We start from the raw sequence: 17,493 nt of genomic DNA on the forward strand, positions 1-17,493 counted from the left end.
CGAGTTCCGTCCTGTGCTTCAGGGGCACGCGGGTTAGTTTGATCATGTTTTCCGGGAATCCGGGCTCCCGCCACGGGCGGCAGGAGGTGAGGGACGAGCTGCCCCGCGACGTGCGGGGGTGAAAGGTGCACGATGACCGACGGCGTGAACGCCACCCTTGTCGACGGACGGAGGGGCACGGCGGCGAAGGCGTCCGGCACCCCGCGGCGATGGCGCGGCGCCAGGCCCGTAGCGGCGGTGGCCGCGGCCTTCACCCTGGTCCAACTGGTCCTCGTCCACCCCTCGATGGGGCTCGGCTGGGACGAGATCGTGTACACCAGCCAGGTCACCACGCACCACCCCGCCGCCTTCTTCAGCGCGCCGCGCTCCCGCGGAGTCTCCCTGCTGGTGGCACCCGTCGCCTCCTGGTCGGCCTCCACCGAACTCCTGCGCGTCTACCTCGCCGTGCTCTCGGGCCTGGGCCTGTACCTCGCCCTGCGCGCATGGCAGGGCCTGTTCCCGGCCCGGGTCCTCGCCACCGGTGGCGCGTTCCTCGCCACGCTGTGGGTGACCCTCTTCTACGGTCCGCAGGCCATGCCCAACTACTGGGTCGGGATCGGCGCCCTCACCACCGTGGGCTGCACCCTGCGGGCGCTGGGCGCCGGTGAGCCCCGGGGGCGCTCCGTCCGGGGCGCGCTGTGGGGAGCGGCCGCCGGAGCCGTGCTGATGGCACTGATGCGGCCCACCGACGCCGTCTGGGTGGCCGTGCCCCTGCTGGTCCTGGTCCTCGTACGCCGCCACTGGCCGCTGCTGCTCGCCCTCGCGGGCGGCCTGGCGGTCGGGGGAGGGGAGTGGGTGGTCGAGGCGTACGCCTGGTACGGCGGGCTCGGGGAGCGGCTGGAGCGTGCCTCCGAGATCCAGGGCGGCCTCGGCTGGAACATCGCCGTCGACGACCAGATGCGCAGCCTCGGCGGACGGGGACTGTGCCGGCCGTGCACCGGATCCATGCCGCACCCGGTCGTCACCCTGTGGTGGCTGCTCCTCCCGGTCGTCGCCGCCGTCGGCGCGGTCGTCGCGCTCCGGGCCCGCCGCGCCACCGCGACACTGGTCCCCCTCGCCTGCGCCGTCACGGCCGCGGCGCCGTACCTGTTCATGATCGGCTACGCGGCGCCCCGCTTCCTCCAGCCCGCCTACGCCCTGCTCGCCCTCCCGGTCGCCGACGCGCTGTGGCACCTGGCCGGGGCGGGGCGCGACCGCCGGCGTCCGGTCGCCGCGACCCTGGTCGCGCTCGCGGTGGCCGGGCATCTGGCGGTCCAGTTCTCGGTCCTCATGGGCACCGTGAACCGCAACGTCGACAGCCGCGAGGACTGGGCCCGCGTCGCCGACGAACTGCACCGGCTCGGGGTCCGCCCGCCCTGTCTGCTCACCGGCCACGAGTCCATCCCGATCGGCTACTACACCGGCTGCTCCTCCGGCTCCACCAGCGGCAACAACGAGAACACCACCGTCGCCGAGATCCTGGACACCGCCCGGCGGATCCCGGTCGCCGCCATCACCGGACCCGGCGGCACCCCGCCGGCCCACACCCGCGGCTGGACGCCCCACCGCATCACCGACCTGGAGATCCGGGTGGCGCCCCCGGGTTAGAGATCGCGTATCGGGAAACGCGAACCCGGACAGCGGGACCACCGAGCCGACGCGAGCGCGAGAGGGAGGCAGCGATGGGCACCGACCCGATGGCCGACGACGCCTACCAGCCCACCGGCAGCAACGAGGAGCAGGAGGACGCCGCGCCCCTCGACCTCCAGGACGCCCTCGACGAGCGGACGTACGACGACACCCTCGACGAGGGCTACTCCCCGCCGGAGAAGCCCCTGGGGGTGACCAAGCACGGCACCACGGCCGCCGAACAGCACGAGGGCGAGACCCTCGACGAACGGCTGGCCGAGGAGGTGCCCGACGTGTCGGCGCCCGACGGGGACGGTGTGGGCGACGAGCCCGGGGGCGAGGGCGAACCGGTCGACCCGGAGGCGGGCACCGACCGCTCGGGCCGCCTGGTCGCCCCCGACGAAGGCGTACGCGAGGACACGACCAAGGAGACGGTCGCGCAGGACGTCGGCGTCGACGGCGGAGCCGCGGGCGCCGAGGAGGCCGCGGTGCACGTGGTGGAGGACGAGACGGAGCTGCCCGAGTCCTAGGACCGGCGGCACGCGGGGAGCCCCCGGCCGGAGCGGTGCGTCCGGTCGGGGGCTCCCCGCGGTCAGGGCAGCAGCTTGTCGAGGGCCGAGGGGCCCTCCTCGGCCAGCTTGCGCCTGGCCCACTCCAGGTTCTGCGGGGTGACGTCCCGGCCGGCCGCCAGGACGAGGTCCTCCGGGGACACCTCCGTGCCGGTGCGGGCGTGGAGCAGGTCGTCCGGGGTGGCGCGGTCGTCCCCCGGACCGGCTTCGGAGGGTCGGGAGGCGTCGGGCTGTGACGTCGACATGATCAGTGCTCCTCGGATCCGGATCGCTGCTTCGGTGCCGTGCTGTTGTCGGTCCCGAATATCCCGATAACACCATTCAATGCGGAACCGGCCCGCGCATCCGGAGCGCCGACGCAGGGGCCCGGTCCGACGTGCCCCGAGGACGGTCACCGTCCGGCCGGCGGCGAGGGAGTGAGCACGAGCATCGTCACGTCGTCCTGCACGTCCGGGCAGAAGCGCACCAGATCCGCCCAGACCAGGTCCGGGAGCACGGCCGGGTCCTCGCCCGCGAGGGTGCCCAGCCGCTCGGCCAGCGGGTAGAACGCGCCGCTGCCGTCCCTCGCCTCGACCACCCCGTCGGAGGCGAGGAAGAGCCGGTCGCCCGGGCGCAGCGACACCGTGCACGCCTCGATCGCCCCGGCGTCCGCGAGGCCCAGCCCGAGCGGTGTCCACGGCGACACCTCGAGCTCCGTGGCGTCCGCACCCCGCAGCAGCAGGGGCGGCGGGTTGCCGCACACCACGACCCGCACCTCCAGACCGTCGGCGGAGAACTCCAGCAGCGCGGCCGTCGCGAACAGCTCGGCGTGCCGCGCGTCCGCCGAGTCCACCAGCAGCCTGCGGTCGAGCCGCCCCGCCACCGACGCCAGGTCCGGCTGGTCGAGCACCGCCTCGCGGAACGCCCCCAGCAGCGAGGCGACCGTCGACACCGCCGACAGGCCGTGCCCCTGCACGTCCCCCGTCACGGCCCGTACGCCGAAGGGACCGTCCCGCACGTCGAAGAAGTCGCCCCCGACCAGTGTCCCGCGCTGCGCCGCCCGGTACAGTCCCGTGCAGCGCACCGCCCCGACCCGCTCGGGCAGCGGGGGAGCGACGGCGCGCTGAGCGGCCTCGGCGACCGTGCGCTCCAGCCCCAGCTGGGCGTCCCGGCGACTGCGTACGAAGGACACGAAGACGCTGAGCACGGCGACGAAGACGATGGTCAGCAGGTCGGCGTCGCCGGGCCGGTCGAGCTGGAGCGCCGGGATGTGCAGGAGCGCGATCACCACACCGCCCAGCAGGGCGGTCGCCAGCGGACCGTACGACAGGACCGCCAGCGGCGGGATGGCGCCCAGCAGGAAGCCGATCTCCAGCGGCTCGTGACTGAGCAGGGTGGCCGCGAAGATCGCCACGACGAGGGCCGGCGGGAGCACCCGGACCCAGCGGGGCGGCGGCGCCCCGCTCAGCCAGCTCCGCCGGTCCTCGCCCCGACGCGGTGACAGGGCGGGCACCTTTCGCACACCACCACGCTCCTACGCCGGCGCACCGCCCGCACGCGGAGAGCCGGGGGCGGACGGTGCGGGCGGGGCGACGGGCGGGCTCAGAGGGCGCCGAGCGTCAGCCGGAACCCGGTGGGCGCCGTGTCCTGGATGTACGAGGCGAAGTCGGCCACGTCGTCGAAGGCGAAGCCGTACGCCCTGCCGTCCTCGGTGGCCGCGTGCACCGCCCTGGAGTAGTGGTTGGTCAGCGCGGTCCGGTAGAACGTGGCGGGGTCGGTCGTGGGCTGGTCGGCCGAGGAGACCAGCGTGGAGCGGTTGAAGCCCGCGCCGAGGACCGCGGCGACCGGGCCGGTCGTGCCGTCGTTGGGGGCGGCGAGGCTGCCGTCGCAGAAGAGCACGTCCCGGGTGGACGGCCTGGCGAAGGACACCTGGGCGGGCCCGTCGAAGGCCAGCCGGTCCCCGCGCACCCGGCCGGTGAAGGTCCCGGCGTTGGTGGTGATCCTCAGGTCCTTGCCGGTGTACGTGCTCCACACCTCGTCGATGTACGGGGCGAGGTAGTCCTTCGGGAACAGACCGGCGTCCAGCCCGTGGCCGGGTGCGATCACGCGGGTGTCGTCCACGACCAGCGGCGCGAACTCCTCCACCTTCCGCACCGCGTCGAAGACGGCGGCCCGGCCGCCCGCACGTACGGTGCCGGTCGTCTGGTCCTTTGCGCCGGTCAGCCGGATGCCGAGCGGCACACTGAACATGTCGACCATGGTGGTGTTGCAGAACATCCCGGAGGAGTTGTACGTGAACTCCGCGCAGTCGTGCAGCACCCCGTAGTTGGGGTCGGACTCGACCCAGCCCGCCGGGTACTGGAGCGCGGCGTTGCCCGCGCCGTCCGTGACGACCTTGAACTTCAGCTTCCCGCCGAGGGACACGTAGATCCGGCCGGAGAGGTGGGGCAGGTTCAGCTCGGTCTCGCCGCTGCCGGCGAGGTCGATCGCGTAGTCGGTGTAGCCGTCGGCGCCGTTGTCGGAGAGGGCCACGGGTGCCACGGTGCCGTCGGGGGTGACCCGCACCTGGCGGCCGTCCACGTTGCCGACGATGTAGACGTGCACGTCGCCGTTGCCGAAGGAGCCGGTGCCGTTGACGATCGTCAGTGGCAGGCCGCCGGCCGCCCTGGCCTTCGGGGCCTCGTCCGAGCCGGCCTCCGCGAGGGCGTGCGGGGCGACGGCGGCGGCGACCGGGGCGGCCACGGCCATGCCGCCGAGGGCGACGAGGAGCTTGCGGCGGGCGAGCGGACGCTGGTGACGAGGGGTCATGTGGGGGGTCTCCAGAGTGATCGGGGCACGACCGTGCGGCGGTGAGGTTCTGAGAGCGCTCTCACGATGTGCGCCGATGGTACGCAGCACGGATGAGCCGGCCAACCGGCTCCGCGCGGCCCCAAAGGCGTTGTCCCAGCTGGGACTTGGGGTGGCCGCTTCGTGCGCGGGAACGCTTAACCGCCGATTAAGGTCCGTTTAATCCGCACCCGAAAAGCAGTCGCCGGACCCGCCCGGCGTCGCATAGCCTGTGTCCGACGCCCCGAGACCGACGGAAGGAGGGCAGTGCCGTGCAGTTCACCTCACCTTCGCGCTCCCTCCCCGTTGTCCCGGCGTACCTCGACTGACCGGGAGCGCACCACACCTGCATTTCCCGGAGGAACCGTGACCGATCTGGTCATCCGCGCGCTCGACGCGAGCGACGCCCATCTCTTCGACACCCTGCCCGACCCGCTGGACGCCCGTGAGGGCCACCGGCGCACCCGCCACCGCCCCGACTGGAAGCGGGTCGCCCTGCGCGACGGCACCGTCGTCGCCCGGGCCGCCTGGTGGGGCGGCCCCGACGACACCGAACCCGTCACCGTCAACTGGTTCGACGTGGCCGAGGGCGAGGAGGAAGCCGGGGCCGAACTCCTGCGCACCGCGCCCTGGCAGGTCGAACTCGAACTGAACCCGCCCGGCACCTGGCGCGAGGACGCCGCCGTGCGCACCGCCACCGAGGCGCGCTACGCCGCCGCGCGGGCGGCCGGGTACGAACTCCTCGTCGAACGCTTCCTGTACCGGTGGACCCCCGAGTGCGGGCTCCCCGAGCGGCCCGGCCGGCTCGACTTCCGCCCCGAGGCCGACGACGCGGTGTTCTTCGACGCCCTGCGCCGCATCCACTCCGCCACCCTCGACGCCCACGCGTTGATGGACATCGCGGAGGGCGGACTCGACCGGGCCGCACAATCGGAGCTGGACTTCTTCCACTGGTGCCCGTCACCGCGGGAGTGGTGGCAGCTGGCGTACACCTCGCGGGGCGAACTCGCGGGCATCCACATCCCCGCGCACAACCCGTCCGGCCCGTGCGTCGGCTTCATCGGCGTCCTGCCGGAGCACCGCGGGCGCGGATACGCCTACGACCTGCTGGCCGAGTGCACCCATTTCCTGGCCGAGCGGGGTGCGGAGTTCGTGTCCGCTGCGACGGACCGGGGGAACCACCCCATGGCCGCGAACTTCGCCAAGGCCGGTTACCCGGTCGTGCGGGAACGGATCAACTTCCGTCCCGCGACGGTCGCGCGCTGACCGGACCGGGCCGGACCGGGCCGGGGCGACTCCGGCCCGGTCCGGGCGGCAGGTGGCATGCTGGCCCCGCACGGGTGATCATCGGCGCGGGTCCGGCGGAGGCGACATGGGGTTCGAGGGCGAGACCTGGCACGTGCGCGGGGCGCCCGGCACCGGGGAGCGTGCCGAAGCCGGCGCGGAGATCGGGGAGATCCTGATCGAGGACGCCGACTTCCCCTGGCTGTCGGGGCGCTTCCGGGCCGGCCCGGCCTACGGCGCCGTACGGGACCTGTTCGCCCGCGAACTCGCCCTCGCGGAACGGGACGGTGCCGGGCCGGAGTGGGAGACGGTCTACGCCGAGATCGAACGACGGGTCCGGCTGGTGTCGCCCGACGGTCCGGTCGCCGAGTTCCTGCTGCACATCGAGGGCGACCGGGCCTGGTTCCGGTGGAGCGACGAACCCTTCGAGCGGGAGCGGACCGACGGCTGAGCGGTCACTCCCGGTCGGCCAGCAGGGCCTCGGCCTCGGCGAGGACCTCGGTCACCCGCAGCCCGAACGCGGCGTCGCACGGATGCGGGCGCCCGCCGCCGGCGGCGGTGAGCAGCGCGTCCGCGGCCCGGCGCAGGGCGGGCACCGGACCCTCGGTGGTCTCCGGGAGCAGCGTCACGCCGGCCCGGCCGCGCAGCTCCACCGTGGCACCCGCCGCGGCGGGCGGCGCGGTCAGGCTGAGCGTGAGCGTGCTGGACGCCCCGCCCGCGTGGTCGAGCACCAGATGGACGGTGTCCCCGGGGCCCGGCGCGGCCGCCGCCACCCGCCGGGCGTCGCCGAGGACCGGCAGCAGTACGGACAGGGCGTGCGGCCCCACGTCCCACAGGGCGCCCTTCTCCCGCCGCCACGGCGAATCGGCGAACGGGCTGTCGCCGTCGCCGAACACGGCGCCGAGCCACTGCGCCCGCGCGGTGAACCAGCCGCCCCTCGCGCCCTGTTCGGTGATCCACGCCCCGGTCTCGGGCTGGAACCGGGTGGTGAAGAAGACCACCGAGGCCACGCCCGCCGCACGCACCGCCTCCGCGACCGCCCGCCCCTGCGCCACCGTCGGCGCGAGCGGCTTGTCGAGCAGCAGGTGGCGTCCGGCCCGCGCCGCGCGCACCGCCAGGTCGGCCTGCACGGCCGGAGGCAGCGCGACGGCTACGGCCTCCACGTCGGCCAGCAGGGCGTCGACGTCGTCGTAGGCGCGCGTGCCGTGCCGCTTCGCCAGTTCCTCGGCGGCATCCGGGCGGCGGCCCCACACCCCCGTGAACTCCAGCCCGTCGTGGGCCGCCAGCGCGGGGGCGTGGGCCATGTCCGCCCAGGGGCCGGTGCCGAGCAGTCCGATGCGCATGCCGTCGCCTCTCCACGGTGCGGGCCCCCGTACGGGGCCCGCCGACGTCCTCCATGAGGCCGGTGAGCCACAGCCCGGCCGATGCCGAGCGTGCCACACCCGCAGGGGCCGGGACAGGGTGGAGGGCACCGGGGCCCGGCGAGACCTCGCGCACACCGCTGACATCTCACGGGCGCCCCAGGGCGGGGGGCCGGAGACACCTCGTGGCCGTCGCCGGTTCGCTGTGCCGCCGCACCACGCCCGCCGGGGCGGGTTGGGCGCCGGCACAGTGCGCGGGCCGCGTACACGGCGCAGCACCGCAGGTGACAGGGCCGAAGTCGCGGCGGAGCGGCGCGGACGGGTGCCTTCCGCCTCCGGTTACGCGTGCGTAGCCTCCCGGGAATGACCGGAGAGACGACCGTACGACCGGCCGTGCGGATCCACGGCCGCGGCGCGCAACGGAAGGCGCTGCGCGCGCTGTTGGACGGGCTGCAGACCCAGTGCGGCCGGCTCCTGCTGACCGGCGAACCCGGGCTGGGCCGGACCACGCTGCTCCAGTGGGCCGCCCGCTCCTTCCGGGCCGGTCCCGTACTCCACCTCGGCCCGGCCCCGGACCCGGACGACGCGACCGGCACGGCCGGGCAGCTGCTGGACACCCTTCGGGCGGCGGCCGGCGGGTCCCCGCTGCTCGTGTGCGTGGACGACGCGCACCTGTGGAACGAGCCCGCCCGGACCGCACTCGTCCACGTGGCGGAGCACCTGAGCGGCGCCGGGCGGGTCGGTCTGCTCCTGTCCGTCGCCGCGGACCGCGCCGTCGCCCCGGACTTCGCCCGCCTGCCCGTGGTCCGACTGGACCCGCTGGCACCGCAGCGGGTAGCCGCCCTGCTCGACGACATGACCGACGGCGCCGCCGCCCCGGCCGTTCGCGAGCAGCTCCTGGCCGAGGCGGAGGGCAACCCGGCGCTCCTCGTCGCCCTGGTGCGCAGGCTGTCCCCGGCCGAGCTGCGCGGACACCGGCCCCTGCCCGGCCCGCTGGCGGACGCCCCCGCCCTCGCGGAGGCCGCGGGCGGGGCGCCGACCGGCCCGAACGCCCACGCGCGGGACCTGTTGCTGACGGTGGCGGCGGCTGTGCGGGCCTCGGACGGGCCGGACGTCGACGCGGGCCTGGTTCGTGCGGCGCTGCGGCGTCTGCGGCCGGCGCCGGAGCCCGGCACCCACCCGGAACCCCTGCCCGCGCAGCTCGCCCTGGCCGGCGACCGGCTCCGCTTCCACAGCCCGCTCGTCCGCCGCACGGTGTACGCCACCGCCGCGCCGGACCCGCGCCGCGCCGTGCACCGGGCGTTGGCCGACGCGCTGGAGAGCGGCGGCCACCGGCTCCCGGAACTGCTGCACCGGTCCTGGTCCCTGAGCGGCCCGGCGCCGGCCCCCGCGCAGGCCGAGCGGCTCGCGGCGGTGGCGGCCGACGGCACGGTGCCGGCCTCGCACCTGCTGCGCGCGACGGCGTACGCCCGCGCCGCCGAGCTGACGGCCGACGGCGCGGGCCGGGCGGAGCGGTACACCGCCGCGGCCGGACAGGCACTGCTCGCGGGGCGCCCGGAACAGGCCCGCCCGCTCCTCGTCGCCGCACGGCGCCACAGCGCGCCCGCCGCCGTGCGAGGCCGTGCCGAACTGGTGCGCGGACTCGTCGAACTGCGGGACGGCCCGGTCGGCGACGCCCACCAGTCCCTGCTGCTGGCCGCCTCCCTGCTCGCCGCGGACGCGCCCGCCGACGCCGCGACCGCCGCCATGGCCGCCGCCGACGCGGCCTGGGCGGCGGGCGACCTGCCCGCGTGTCTGGCCACCCTCGCCGCCGCACCACCGCCGGGCGCCACGGCCGCAGCCCCGGACCACGGGCCGCCGGGGGCGTACGAACGGGAGGAGTCCCTTGAACGGCACGGTCGTACCGCCGCGCACGCGGTGGCCGCCGTGTCCGACCACCGCGCCGGTATGCGGGCGCTGCTCGAAGGACGGCTCGACCGGGCGGGCGCACCGCTCGGGCAGGTGGTGGAGCGGGGCAGGACGGAGCACCGGCCCGAGCCGCTGCTGCGCTCGGCGGCGGCCGCGCTGCTGCTCGGCGACGTCGACGCGGCCCGCGGCGCCGGAGCCCGGGCCCTGGCCGCCGCCCGGCAGCTCGGGTCGGAGATGCTGGAGCCGCGGGCACTGGAGTACCTCGCCTACGCCGAACTGCGCGCCGGCCGGCACCCACAGGCCCGCGCCCACGCGGAGGAGGGGCTGCGAGCGGCACTGCGGTCCGGGCAGCGGAACACGGCGGCGCACCACCGGGCGGTACTGGCCCTCGCCGCTTCGATCGAGGAGGAGCCGGACGTCGTCGCCGGGCACGTCGCGGCCGCGCTGGACACGGCCAGACGGCACGGGCTGGCCCAGGCGGCCACCCTCGCCCAGTGGGCGGCGGCCCGCGCCGACCTCGGCCGGGGACGTGCGTTCGACGCCGCGGACCGGCTCGGACTCCTCGTCCTGCCGGGGCCGGGGCGGGGCCACTTCGCGGTGTGGCGGCTGGCCGTGCCCTGCTTCGTGGAGGCCGCGGTCCTCGCCGGACGTATGGAGGACGCCCGCGAGGCCCTCACGGACCTCGCCGGCTGGGCGGCGTTCGGCGCCGACCCGCAGGCCGCCGCCCAACTGGCCCGCTGCCGCGCGCTCCTCGCCCCGCCGGACCGCGCCGACGACCTCTACCGGCGCGCGCTCGCCCGGCACGACGAGGCGGGCGGCGACTTCGAGCGGGCCCGCACCGCACTGCTGTACGGCAAGTGGCTGCGCCGGCGCCGCAGACCGCGCGAGGCCCGCGGCCGCCTCGGTGCCGCGCTGGCCGGCTTCGAGCGCTGCGGCGCCGGCGTGTGGGCCGCCCAGGCACGCGACGAACTGCGCGCCCTCGGCGCCACCGCGCACGTCACCCGTGCCGGAACGCCGACCCGCCTCTCCGGTCTGACCCCGCAGCAGCTGCGCATCGCGCGGCACGTCGCCGAGGGCGCCACCAACCGCGAGGTCGCGCTGACCCTCGCGGTGAGCACCCGCACCGTCGACTACCACCTCCGCAAGGTGTTCGCCGCGCTCGGTGTCCGGTCCCGCCTCGAGCTGGCCCGCGTGGTCGGGCAGGCGGAACAGGCCGGGGAGGCCCGGCGGCCGGCCGGTCACCACGAAAAGACCGGTGCACAACCCTAGGGACCGACCGGACGGTATGTCATCCTTCGGGGCAGGACGAGTCAGGGGGCGGACCCGTCGCGGCGGGACGGACCGTCGCGGGCCGGCGCCCCCGCAAGCCCTGCCCTGGGGAGGACCGCGATGCAGCACGCCGTACGGTCACGAGCAGCGATCCGCACCGGGCTGACGCCCGTTCCACGCCCGCGGACACCCGGCGTCACGTCGTTGATCGACGCCGACGCCCTGCGTGTCCTGCACCGGGCCGCCCGCACCCTGCTCGACGACCTGCCCGACCTGACCGACCGCCTGGTGGCCCTGCTGGAGGAGCAGGAGCCCGCCTACCGGGCCGCCGTCACGAAGGACCCCACCGCCACCTGGCAGGAGGCCCACCGCTCCCTGCGGCACAGCGTGGCCTCGCTGCTCGACCCGCGCGGCGCCCGCGACGCGGCCCGCCGCTGCTCCTGGCGGATCGGCGCCGCCCGCGCCGAACAAGGGCTCCCGCTGGACGCCCTGCTGCACGCGTTCCGCCTGGGCGGCTCACTGGTGTGGCAGCGGCTGGTCGAGGAGACGTCCAGGGCCGCCCCCGAGGACGTGCGGCTCCTCGTGCACGTGGCCGCCGACGTGTGGAACTTCGTCGACGAGCACTGCACCCTCGTCGCGGACGCCTACCGGCAGACCGAGTGGCAGATCGGCCGGCGCCGCGAGAACCGGGCCCGGCTGCTGGCCGCCGGCCTCCTCGACGGCACCGGCCGCATCGCCGACCTGCCCGAGGCCGCCCGGGCCCTCGACCTGCCCGAACAGGGCCGCTACGTCGTCGTCGCGCTCACCGGCGGGCCCCCGGCCCGCGCCGACGCCGCCCGCGCCGCCGCCGTACCGCCCGGAGCCCGGGTGCACTGGCACGCCGGGCCCGAGGTCGACTACGGCATCGTCCTGGTCGGAGCCCGCGAAGGGCTCACGGAACCGGCGCAGCCCGGGGGCGCGTCCCGGGCCCCCCTCCCGGGCCTGCGGATCGGCATCGGCAGCCCGGTCGACGGGCTCGCCGCCGTCGGCGAGGCCCGCGGGCTCGCGGACACGGCCCTGGGCATCTGCCCCGCGGCAGGCGGCACGGTACGGCTGTCCGACCAGCTCCCCGCCGCACTGGTCGTCTCCAGTCCCGAGCTGGGCCGGGCCCTCGCCGAGAAGGTCCTCGGCCCCCTGCTCCGCCTGGAGCCCGCCGACCGAGAGGTGCTGCTGGACACCCTCACGACGTGGCTGGAGTGCGACGGTTCGGCCCAGCGCGCCGGCGAGCGCCTCTACTGCCACCGCAACACGGTCCTCAACCGCCTCCGCCGCTGCGAACAGCTCACCGGCCGCTCCCTGGCCCGTCCGGCCGACGTCGTCGAGTTCAGCCTGGCCCTCACCGCCCGCCGCGTCCTGCCCGACTGAGGCACCCGCCACGTCGACCCGCGAAGCCGCCCCGGCGTCCCGTCGGACGCCGCCCCGCCCCGCCCGTCTGGGCATCCGCACAGACTCACCCGCCCCGGACTGGGACCTTGCAGCGACCCGGCCCGGCACCCCTGTACGGCCACCCCGCCCCGTGCTGTCGTGAGCTCCCCCCATTCACCCGTCACCGTGCCTTCCGGCACGGTCCCAAGGAGCCGCGATGCCCGCAGCACCACCGGACGGCGCGCCCGCGCTGCACGTCGAGAGCCTCGACGTGACGTACGGGCGCGCACTGTCCGCCCTCCGCTCCGTGTCCCTGACCGTCCCGCACGGCGCCGTCGTCGCCCTGCTCGGAGCCAACGGCGCCGGCAAGACGACGCTGCTGCGGGCCGTCTCGGGCACCCTGCGCCTGCACCGCGGCGCGATCACGGCCGGCCGCGTCCGCTACGGCGACACGGTCCTGGACGGCCGGGACCCGGTCGCCGCCGTACGCGCCGGAGTCGTCCAGGTGCCCGAGGGCAGGCGGGTCTTCGCCGGACTCACCGTCGACGAGAACCTCCGGGCCGGCGGACTCGGCCTGAACCGTCGGGCCCCGGCCCAGGTCCGCGAGGCCCGGGAGCGGCTCTTCACCCTGTTCCCCAGGCTCGCCGAGCGCACCCGCCAGGCCGCCGGTCTGCTGTCCGGCGGCGAGCAGCAGATGCTGGCCATCGGCCGCGCCCTGATGGCCGCCCCCCGCCTGCTCCTCCTGGACGAGCCCTCGCTCGGGCTCGCCCCGATGATGGTCGACCGCATCGCCGAGGTCGTCCGGGAGATCAACGCCCAGGGCACCGCCGTACTCCTCGTCGAACAGAACGCGGGGATGGCCCTGTCGCTCGCCGAGCACGCGTACGTCCTGGAGGTCGGCGAGATCGGGCTGTACGGCGACGCCGCCGAACTCGCGCGCACGGACGCCGTACGCCGCCTCTACCTGGGCGAGACCGGCACCGGCACCGAAGGCAAGGGGGCCGCGTGAGCACCCCCGCCGCCCCCGCCGCCGCACCGCCCCCGCTCGACGTGCGCGGCGTCACCGTGCGCTTCGCCGGACTCCTCGCCCTCGACGACGTCTCCTTCACCGTCGCCCCCGGCACCGTGCACGCCGTCATCGGCCCCAACGGCGCCGGAAAGTCCACCTGCTTCAACGTCCTGTCCGGCCTGTACCGCCCCAGCGCCGGCACCGTACGGCTCGGCGCCGCCGAACTGACCCGGCTCGCCCCGCACCGCATCGCCGCCCTCGGCGTCGCCCGCACCTTCCAGAACATCGTCACCACCCAGGGCACCGTCGCCGACAACCTGATGCTCGGCCGGCACGCCCTGTCCCACGCCGGCTTCGCGGCCAGCGCCCTGCGCCTGCCGCGCGCCCTGCGCGAACAGCGCGCCCACCTCGCCAAGGCCCGCGAGATCGCCGAACTCATCGGCCTGGGCGCCCACTTCGACTCCCCCGTCGCGCTGCTGTCCTACGGCGACCGCAAACGCGTCGAACTCGCCCGCGCCCTGTGTCTGGAGCCCCGTGTCCTGCTGCTCGACGAACCCGTGGCCGGCATGAACGCCGCCGAACGCACCCGGATGACCGGGGTGATAGAGGAGATCCGCGCCGAACTCGGCCTGTCCGTCGTGCTGGTCGAGCACGACATGGGCCTGGTCATGCGGCTCGCCGACGAGGTCACCGTCCTCGACTTCGGCCGGGCCATCGCCCACGGCACCCCCGACGAGGTCCGGCGCGACCCCGAGGTGCTCCGCGCCTACCTCGGCACCGCCGGCGCGGGGGAGGACGCGGCATGACCGGCTTCCTGGACAGCCTGCTGAACGGACTCGCCCTCGGCTCCGTCTACGCCCTGATCGCCCTCGGCTTCGTCACCATCTTCAAGGCCTCCGGCGTCCTGAGCTTCACCCACGGCTCCCTGCTCCTGCTCGGCGGGTACCTCGTCGCCGTCCTGCACGACGACATCGGCTTCGCCGGGGCACTCGCCGTCGCGGTGCTCGTGACCGCGGCCGTGGCGGGGGCACTGGACCGGCTGGTGCTGCAACGCGTCGGCGGGACCGACCCGCACGCCGCCCACGTCCAGACCATCGTCACCATCGGCGTCGACATCGTCCTGGTCACCGACCTCGCCCGGCGCATCGGCGGCGACCTGCTGCCGCTCGGCGACCCCTGGGGCTCCGCCGTGACCGACCTCGGCCCGGTGACCGTGGCCGACAGCCGCGTCGCCGCCATCCTGGTGTCCGCCGTCGCCATCGGCGGGGCCTTCGCCCTCTTCCGGTTCACGCCCTGGGGCCTGTCGCTGCGCGCGGCGGCGGAGGACCGCGAGGCCGCCGCACTCATGGGTGTACGCCTCACCCGCGTACGCACCGCCGCCTGGTGCCTGGCCGGCGCCCTGGCCGCCCTCGCCGCCGTCTTCCTGGTCGCGTTCCCGGCACCCGGCCTCGAGCGCACCACCGGGCAGATCGCGCTGAAGGCCTTCCCGGCCGCCATCCTCGGCGGCATGACCTCCCCGGTCGGCGCCCTGGTCGGCAGCATGCTGATCGGCCTCACCGAGGCGTTCGTCGCCGGCTACCAGTCCGACCTGCACGTCCTCGGCGAGGGCTTCGGCGACGTCGCCCCGTACGCCGTGATGGTGCTCGTCCTGCTGGTGCGCCCCGCCGGACTCTTCGCGGCGAAGGGAGCGGCCCGTGTCTGACCCGCGCACCCTCCTCCTCAAGCGGGGCCCGCTCCTGCTGGTCGCCCTGCTCCTGTGCGCCCTGCCCTTCTACCTGGACGCCTTCTGGCTGCGCATCGGCCTGTTCTCCATGGCCGCGGCCATCGGCGCCGTCGGACTGGGCCTGCTCAGCGGAACCGCCGGGCAGCTCTCCCTCGGACACGCCTTCTTCCTCGCCGTCGGCGCCTACGGCTACGTCTGGCTGGCGGGCGAGCCGGGCCCCGGCCTGCCGCCCGCCGTGGCCCTCGTCCTCGCCGTACTCCTCGCCGGGGCGGCGGGCGGGCTGTTCAGCCCCGTCGCCGGACGTGTGAAGGGCATCTACCTCGGGGTGGCCACCCTCGCCCTGGTCTTCCTCGGCCACCACGTCCTGCTCACCGCGGACTCCGTCACCGGCGGCTTCAACGGCCGCTCGGTGCCGCCGCTGGAGCTGGGCGGCTTCACCTTCGCCGAGTCGGATCCGGAACTGACCGTCCTGGGCGTGCCGTTCGGTGCCGAGGAACGGCTCTGGTACCTGGGCCTCGTGCTGTTCGCCGTCACCTGGTTCACCGCGCGCGGACTGCTGCGCGGACGTCCCGGACGGGCCCTGGTGGCACTGCGCGACAGCGAGACCGCGGCGTCCGTGATGGGCGTGCACGTGGCCCGGTACCGCTCGGCCGCGTTCGTCGTCTCGTCCATGTACGCGGGCCTCGCCGGCGCCCTGCTCGCCCTGTCCTTCCGCCGCGTGGTGCCCGACTACTTCTCCCTCGCCCTCTCCGTCGACTACCTCGCCATGATCGTCATCGGCGGCCTCGGCTCGGTGGCCGGAGCCACCGCCGGAGCCGTCTTCGTCACCGCGCTGCCCCTGCTGATGACCCGCTACGCCGACCAGCTGCCCCTGGTGGCGACGCCGGGGTCCGGCGGCGGCTCGATCGGCCCGACCGAGGCGTCCCGCTACCTCTACGGCGCGGCGATCGTCCTGATCCTCCTCTTCGCCCCCGACGGCCTGCACGGACTGGCCCGCCGCACCCGGGCCCGCCTGTCCCGCCGCCCGTCCGTCACCGGCCCGCACGGTTCCGGGCCCTCGCCCGCACCCGAGCGGGCCGGCTCCGACGCCGCTTCCGACACCCCCGCACGAGCCAAGGAGCACACCCCGTGAACGTCACGCACCCCAGGCCCCGCACCGCCCGGACCGCCGCCCTGGCCGCGGCACTGGCCGCCGTGCTGCTCGCGGGCACCGCATGCAGCTCCAAGGCGGACGGCGGAAGCACCGACGACGCCGCCGACGGCGTCAAGGCCGGACCCGGAGTCAGCGAGAAGACCATCAGACTCGGCGCCCTGACCGACCTCACCGGCCCCTACGCCACCCTCGGCAAGAGCATCGTGCAGGCCCAGCAGATGTGGGCCGACGAGACCAACGCCGCGGGCGGCATCTGCGGACGCGAGGTCGAGATCGTCGTCAAGGACCACGGCTACGACGTGCAGAAGGCGGTCACCGCCTACGCCGACATCGCCCCCGACGTCGTCGCACTGCCCCAGGTCATCGGCTCCCCGGTGGTGGCCGCCCTGCTCGACGACATCGAGCGGGACCACATGCTGACCTTCCCGCAGGCCTGGGCGGCCAGCCTGCTCGGCCGGGACTCCGTCCAGGTCCTCGGCACCACCTACGACCTCGACATGATCGCCGCCGTCGACTTCCTCACCCGCACCAAGAAGCTCGCCAAGGGCGACACCATCGGCCACGTCTACTTCGAGGGCGACTACGGCGCCAACGCGCTGGAGGGCTCCCAGTGGGCCGCCGAGCAGGCGGGGATGAAGGTCGCCGGGCAGAAGATCAAGGCCACGGACACCGACCTGACGGCACAGGTGTCCGCGCTGAGCAAGGCCGGGGCCAAGGCGATCCTGATCAGCGCGGGCCCCGCCCAGACCGCCTCCCTCGCCGGCGTGGCCGCCGCCCGCGGTCTGAAGGTGCCGATCGTCAGCAGCGCGCCCGGCTACGCGCCGCAGCTGCTGAAGACGCCCGCGGCGGCGGCGCTGGAAGCCATGGTGCACGTGGTGAGTGCCGCACCGGCGGTCAGCTCCGACCTGCCGGGCGTCAAGAAAATGGTCGCCTCCTACCAGAAGGCGTACCCGGGTGAGCCGGTCGACTCCGGGGTGCTCTCCGGATACAACGCCGCCCAACTGACCGGCGCCGACCTGAAGAAGGCCTGCGAGGGCGGCAGCCTCACCAGGGAGGACGTGGTCAAGGCGCACCGCTCGCAGAAGAACGCCGACACCGGCCTCGGCACCCCGCAGAACTTCACCTACGTGACCGCGCCGGCCAGCCGGTCCACGTACGTGCTGAAGCCCGACGCCAAGGCGGTCGGCGGCCTGGTCGGTGTGGAGGAGGCCCACAAGGCGCCCGGAGTCGACGCCTACCTGGCCGGACGCGGCTGAACCGATCGAGTGGCCGTCAACTGGACCGCTTGACAAGCTATTTGACGGCCACTTGATCCGGCCCCTGGTTTGGCTGACCACTAGGTCTTTAAGATGTACTGTCTG

15 protein-coding genes are annotated in these 17,493 nt (G+C 75.2%); 11 read left to right on the forward strand and 4 right to left on the reverse strand.

All coding sequences use genetic code 11. From position 1 onward, the window contains the following. The first annotated feature begins 132 nt into the window (after positions 1 to 132). Together Sco07f_RS18245 and Sco07f_RS18250 are read left to right on the forward strand one after the other, a co-directional pair. Positions 133 to 1,626: a hypothetical protein gene (locus Sco07f_RS18245; protein ID WP_108988436.1), complete on the forward strand. Its 1,494-nt coding sequence runs from the start codon at positions 133 to 135 to the stop codon at positions 1,624 to 1,626. 74 nt (positions 1,627 to 1,700) lie between these two features. Beyond that, the gene (locus Sco07f_RS18250) at positions 1,701 to 2,177 is read left to right on the forward strand and encodes a DUF5709 domain-containing protein (protein ID WP_007389433.1); all 477 of its coding nucleotides are present in this window, start codon (positions 1,701 to 1,703) and stop codon (positions 2,175 to 2,177) included. 62 nt (positions 2,178 to 2,239) lie between these two features. On the opposite strand, the gene Sco07f_RS18255 is transcribed toward Sco07f_RS18250, so the two are convergent. The 3 genes from Sco07f_RS18255 to Sco07f_RS18265 form a co-directional block, all read right to left on the reverse strand. After that, positions 2,240 to 2,461, reverse strand: a complete 222-nt coding sequence (locus Sco07f_RS18255) for a hypothetical protein (RefSeq protein WP_007389427.1) — start codon at positions 2,459 to 2,461, stop codon at positions 2,240 to 2,242. 146 nt (positions 2,462 to 2,607) lie between these two features. Beyond that, positions 2,608 to 3,717 carry a PP2C family protein-serine/threonine phosphatase gene (locus Sco07f_RS18260; RefSeq protein WP_007389428.1) on the reverse strand — a complete coding sequence of 370 codons (1,110 nt, stop codon included), beginning with the start codon at positions 3,715 to 3,717 and terminating at the stop codon, positions 2,608 to 2,610. An 80-nt stretch (positions 3,718 to 3,797) separates the two neighbouring features. After that, the gene (locus Sco07f_RS18265) at positions 3,798 to 5,003 is read right to left on the reverse strand and encodes a glycoside hydrolase family 64 protein (RefSeq protein ID WP_087788430.1); all 1,206 of its coding nucleotides are present in this window, start codon (positions 5,001 to 5,003) and stop codon (positions 3,798 to 3,800) included. Positions 5,004 to 5,387: 384 nt separating this feature from the next. On the opposite strand from Sco07f_RS18265, the gene Sco07f_RS18270 reads away from it, so the two are divergent. Continuing rightward, on the forward strand, positions 5,388 to 6,287 hold the full coding sequence (locus Sco07f_RS18270) for a GNAT family N-acetyltransferase (RefSeq protein WP_108988437.1): 900 nt from the start codon (positions 5,388 to 5,390) through the stop codon (positions 6,285 to 6,287). A 106-nt stretch (positions 6,288 to 6,393) separates the two neighbouring features. Further along, positions 6,394 to 6,756 (forward strand): hypothetical protein, encoded by a 363-nt coding sequence (locus tag Sco07f_RS18275; RefSeq protein ID WP_054101179.1) that lies wholly within the window; start codon positions 6,394 to 6,396, stop codon positions 6,754 to 6,756. A gap of 4 nt (positions 6,757 to 6,760) precedes the next feature. Here Sco07f_RS18275 and Sco07f_RS18280 read toward each other — a convergent pair whose 3' ends face one another. Further along, on the reverse strand, positions 6,761 to 7,648 hold the full coding sequence (locus tag Sco07f_RS18280) for a Gfo/Idh/MocA family protein (protein WP_108988438.1): 888 nt from the start codon (positions 7,646 to 7,648) through the stop codon (positions 6,761 to 6,763). A gap of 381 nt (positions 7,649 to 8,029) precedes the next feature. Between Sco07f_RS18280 and Sco07f_RS18285 the strand changes: the two genes are divergently transcribed. The 7 genes from Sco07f_RS18285 to Sco07f_RS18315 all read left to right on the forward strand — a co-directional run bounded on the left by Sco07f_RS18285 (position 8,030) and on the right by Sco07f_RS18315 (position 17,388). After that, the gene (locus Sco07f_RS18285) at positions 8,030 to 10,843 is read left to right on the forward strand and encodes a LuxR C-terminal-related transcriptional regulator (protein ID WP_108988439.1); all 2,814 of its coding nucleotides are present in this window, start codon (positions 8,030 to 8,032) and stop codon (positions 10,841 to 10,843) included. Positions 10,844 to 10,963: 120 nt separating this feature from the next. After that, the gene (locus tag Sco07f_RS18290; RefSeq protein WP_108988440.1) at positions 10,964 to 12,247 is read left to right on the forward strand and encodes a PucR family transcriptional regulator; all 1,284 of its coding nucleotides are present in this window, start codon (positions 10,964 to 10,966) and stop codon (positions 12,245 to 12,247) included. A gap of 217 nt (positions 12,248 to 12,464) precedes the next feature. Then, positions 12,465 to 13,256, forward strand: coding sequence for an ABC transporter ATP-binding protein (locus Sco07f_RS18295; RefSeq protein WP_108988441.1), 792 nt, complete (start codon positions 12,465 to 12,467; stop codon positions 13,254 to 13,256). Continuing rightward, entirely contained in the window at positions 13,253 to 14,062 is an 810-nt protein-coding gene (locus tag Sco07f_RS18300) for an ABC transporter ATP-binding protein (protein ID WP_108988442.1), read from the forward strand. The genes Sco07f_RS18295 and Sco07f_RS18300 overlap by 4 nt, the downstream gene beginning before the upstream one ends. Beyond that, entirely contained in the window at positions 14,059 to 14,958 is a 900-nt protein-coding gene (locus tag Sco07f_RS18305; protein ID WP_007389447.1) for a branched-chain amino acid ABC transporter permease, read from the forward strand. The genes Sco07f_RS18300 and Sco07f_RS18305 overlap by 4 nt, the downstream gene beginning before the upstream one ends. After that, positions 14,951 to 16,111, forward strand: coding sequence for a branched-chain amino acid ABC transporter permease (locus tag Sco07f_RS18310; protein ID WP_108988443.1), 1,161 nt, complete (start codon positions 14,951 to 14,953; stop codon positions 16,109 to 16,111). The genes Sco07f_RS18305 and Sco07f_RS18310 overlap by 8 nt, the downstream gene beginning before the upstream one ends. Further along, on the forward strand, positions 16,108 to 17,388 hold the full coding sequence (locus Sco07f_RS18315) for an ABC transporter substrate-binding protein (protein WP_007389449.1): 1,281 nt from the start codon (positions 16,108 to 16,110) through the stop codon (positions 17,386 to 17,388). Before Sco07f_RS18310 ends, Sco07f_RS18315 begins: the two co-directional genes overlap by 4 nt. Positions 17,389 to 17,493: the final 105 nt, after the last annotated feature.

The organism is Streptomyces coelicoflavus (assembly GCF_003112555.1).
GTDB lineage: Bacteria > Actinomycetota > Actinomycetes > Streptomycetales > Streptomycetaceae > Streptomyces > Streptomyces coelicoflavus.

Excerpts from the sequence above, each read along its gene's own strand:
- Sco07f_RS18295 (WP_108988441.1), top strand. The coding sequence starts at position 12,465 with ATGCCCGCAGCACCACCGGACGGCGCGCCCGCGCTGCACGTCGAGAGC.
- Sco07f_RS18245 (WP_108988436.1), top strand. The coding sequence starts at position 133 with ATGACCGACGGCGTGAACGCCACCCTTGTCGACGGACGGAGGGGCACG.
- Sco07f_RS18280 (WP_108988438.1), bottom strand. The coding sequence starts at position 7,648 with ATGCGCATCGGACTGCTCGGCACCGGCCCCTGGGCGGACATGGCCCAC.
- Sco07f_RS18285 (WP_108988439.1), top strand. The coding sequence starts at position 8,030 with ATGACCGGAGAGACGACCGTACGACCGGCCGTGCGGATCCACGGCCGC.
- Sco07f_RS18265 (WP_087788430.1), bottom strand. The coding sequence starts at position 5,003 with ATGACCCCTCGTCACCAGCGTCCGCTCGCCCGCCGCAAGCTCCTCGTC.
- Sco07f_RS18255 (WP_007389427.1), bottom strand. The coding sequence starts at position 2,461 with ATGTCGACGTCACAGCCCGACGCCTCCCGACCCTCCGAAGCCGGTCCG.
- Sco07f_RS18290 (WP_108988440.1), top strand. The coding sequence starts at position 10,964 with ATGCAGCACGCCGTACGGTCACGAGCAGCGATCCGCACCGGGCTGACG.
- Sco07f_RS18250 (WP_007389433.1), top strand. The coding sequence starts at position 1,701 with ATGGGCACCGACCCGATGGCCGACGACGCCTACCAGCCCACCGGCAGC.
- Sco07f_RS18305 (WP_007389447.1), top strand. The coding sequence starts at position 14,059 with ATGACCGGCTTCCTGGACAGCCTGCTGAACGGACTCGCCCTCGGCTCC.
- Sco07f_RS18275 (WP_054101179.1), top strand. The coding sequence starts at position 6,394 with ATGGGGTTCGAGGGCGAGACCTGGCACGTGCGCGGGGCGCCCGGCACC.